General features: G+C 76.6%; 2 protein-coding genes. Both read right to left on the bottom strand.

From position 1 onward, the window contains the following. Nucleotides 1–122: 122 nt before the first annotated feature. A complete protein-coding gene (locus E1258_RS31820; RefSeq protein ID WP_132407580.1) occupies nt 123–1,310 on the bottom strand; it encodes an NAD(P)/FAD-dependent oxidoreductase in 1,188 nt (395 codons plus the stop codon). Between the two features lie 14 nt (nt 1,311–1,324). Then, complete coding sequence (gene lgt, locus E1258_RS31815; protein ID WP_132407578.1) at nt 1,325–2,512, bottom strand: prolipoprotein diacylglyceryl transferase; 1,188 nt, start codon at nt 2,510–2,512, stop codon at nt 1,325–1,327. Nucleotides 2,513–2,675 lie beyond the last annotated feature (163 nt).

The raw sequence follows: 2,675 nt of genomic DNA, 5'->3' as shown, positions 1-2,675 counted from the left end.
TGTCGGGGACTTGGGGTATCCGGGGCGCCGGACACCCCGATGTCGCCGACATGCGGCCCAGACCTGGCCGGGGGCCCAGCCCGGGGGCTAAGCCCCCGGCCCGATCGGGCTGGGCCGCGGCGTCAGGACGGGGGGCGCCACTGGGCGGCGGAGGCCGCGGCACCGGAGAGCAGGCGAGGGCTGATCGTGCCGAGGGCCGCGTCTCGGGCCCGCAGGGCGAGCCGACCCCGGGCCTGGAGCACCGCCGACATCCGGCGGGTCTGCCGCACCACCGTCGCCGCGCGGGGCCGGCGCAGCCGGTCGTACGCGACCACCGCGTCCGGCAGGCGGGACTCGCGCAGCAGCAGGGCAAGGGTGGCGGCGTCCTCGAAGGCGAGGCAGGCACCCTGGCCGAGGTGCGGGGGCATGGCGTGGGCGGCGTCGCCGAGCAGCACCACCCCGCCCGGGCCGGCCGGGAAGCTGTACGAGCGGGGCAGCGGACGCAGCTCGCGGATCTCCTGCTGGACCAGGTCGGCTGGTTCGGTGGCGGCGAGCAGCTCGTCGACCGGGGCGGGCCAGCCGGCGTACCAGCGGCGCAGCAGGGTGAGCTGGGTCTCCGGTGGCTCCGGGCGGGGCGCGCCGGCGGCGGTGGCCACCCAGTAGATGCCGCCCCGGCTCGATCCGCCCGACGAGCCGCGCTCGCCCAGCGAGGCGGACACGAAGCGGTACCCGGCACCGAGCGTCTCCCCGCCGACGGGCTGGTCGGACGGTAGCCGAGGCGCCCGGTACCAGGGGATCACCGCCCGCCAGGCGGCGCAGCCGGAGCTGACCACCCCGGACTCGGGGGCCAGCTGGCGGCGGATCTCGCTGTCGGTGCCGTCCGCCGCGACCACCAGGTCGGCCTCGAAGCGCTGCCGGCCGTCGCCGACCCACGGGCGTTGGCCGGCCTCGGCCCACACCGTGCGCACGGACACGCCGGTCCGCAGCTCCACCCGCTCGCCGAGACCGGCGATCAGGGCGTCGTGCAGGTCCTCCCGGTGCACCACCACGGGCATCCGGTCGGCCGGGGTGGGGCGGGGCTGCACCAGCCACTGCCCGTCGGGGCGACGCACGCCGCCGTCGGGCAGTGGGGTGGCGATCGCGTCGAGCCCCGCGCCGAGGTCGAGGGCGCGCAGCGCGCGTACCCCGTTGGGCCAGAGCACGACGGCCGTCGAATCCGGACGGACCCGGTCGGCGCGCTCCAGGAGGGTGACCTGCCAGCCGGACCGGGCCAGCGCGCCGGAAACCGCCAGGCCGCCGATCCCGGCGCCGACCACCACCGCGGTACGCATGCCGACCCTCCCGCTCAGCTCTCGCGGTCGGCGGCGCGGGAGCCGGTGGCCCCGGCCGCCCCGTCGCCCGCCGACCCGTCGTCGCCCGCCTCGCCGGCCCCCTCGCGGTCGCCGTCGCCGTGACGGTCGCCGGACGCGGCGGGCCGGGCCGGGCCGGGCTTCTCGGGGTCGGGAGCCCCGGCGTCGGGAACGTCGGGGACGGCCCCGGTCTCCTGGTACGCGCGGAACCGCTCCTCGCTCACCACCCGGTAGCCCTCCGGTGCGACGGCCCGCGCGCCGGCCTCCCGCTCGGACAGGTCGAGCTGCGACACGTCGCCCCCGGCCGGGCCGGCGGCGGGACCACCGACCGGGACGAGGTACTCCCGAGGCCCGCGCACGCGCAGGAAGTAGATCAGCGCGCCGACGAAGACCAGGGCCGCCGTCCAGACGTTGAGCCGGACGCCGAGGATGTGGTTGGCCTCGTCGGTGCGCATCAGCTCGATCCAGAACCGGCCGGTCGTGTAGCCCATCACGTAGAGCGCGAACGCCCGGCCCCGGCCGAGGCGCAGCCTCCGGTCGAGGACGAGGACCAGAACGGCGACGCCGACGTTCCACAACGCCTCGTAGAGGAACGTCGGGTGGTAGAGCCCGGGCAGTAGCACCGGCTCGCCGTCGACGACCTTGGCGTGGCCCGGGTTGCGCGGGTCCATCTCGTGCACCCTCAACCCCCACGGCAGGGTCGTCAGGCCGCCGTGGAGTTCGTTGTTGAACCAGTTGCCGAGCCGGCCGACCGCCTGCGCCAGCGGGAGCCCCGGGGCGAGCGCGTCGGCCACCACGGCGAACGGGATGCCGAGCTGACGGGCGGCGATCCACGCGCCGAGCGCCCCGCCGGCCACCGCGCCCCAGATGCCGAGGCCACCCTCCCAGACGGCGAATGCCTTGAGCGGCTCACCACCGGCACCGAAGTACTTCTCCGGTGAGGTGATCACGTGGTAGATCCGGGCGCCGATGATGCCGGTCGGCACCGCCCAGACGGCGATGTCGAGCACCGCGCCGGGGGCGACGCCGCGCTGGCGCAGCCGGCGCTCGGTGACCACGCAGGCCACTACGATGCCGGCGATGATGCAGAGCGCGTACGCCCGCAGCGGCAGCGGGCCAAGCTGCCAGACGGCCGTGCTGGGGCTCGGCAGGGCCGCCTGGGGGATCGTGGAGGCGAGGGTCACGGGTGCACACGCTACCGCCGCCCATCGCCCCGGCGGCACCCTGGGCGGCTGCTTGCAAGGAAGGGCCCCTTCTCAACGCCTGCGGTAGAGAAAAGTTCCCTTCTCACCGGCACGGCCAGCGCGGGCCGGCGGGCCGGTGAGAGCGCGGGGCGAAGGGCGGGGG

This window comes from Micromonospora sp. KC207 (assembly GCF_004348615.1).
GTDB lineage: Bacteria > Actinomycetota > Actinomycetes > Mycobacteriales > Micromonosporaceae > Micromonospora.
This window is presented reverse-complemented; position numbering and strand designations above follow the sequence as displayed.

What these genes read in the sequence shown, in the direction of transcription:
- E1258_RS31820 (WP_132407580.1), bottom strand. Translation starts at nt 1,310, where the DNA reads ATGCGTACCGCGGTGGTGGTCGGCGCCGGGATCGGCGGCCTGGCGGTT.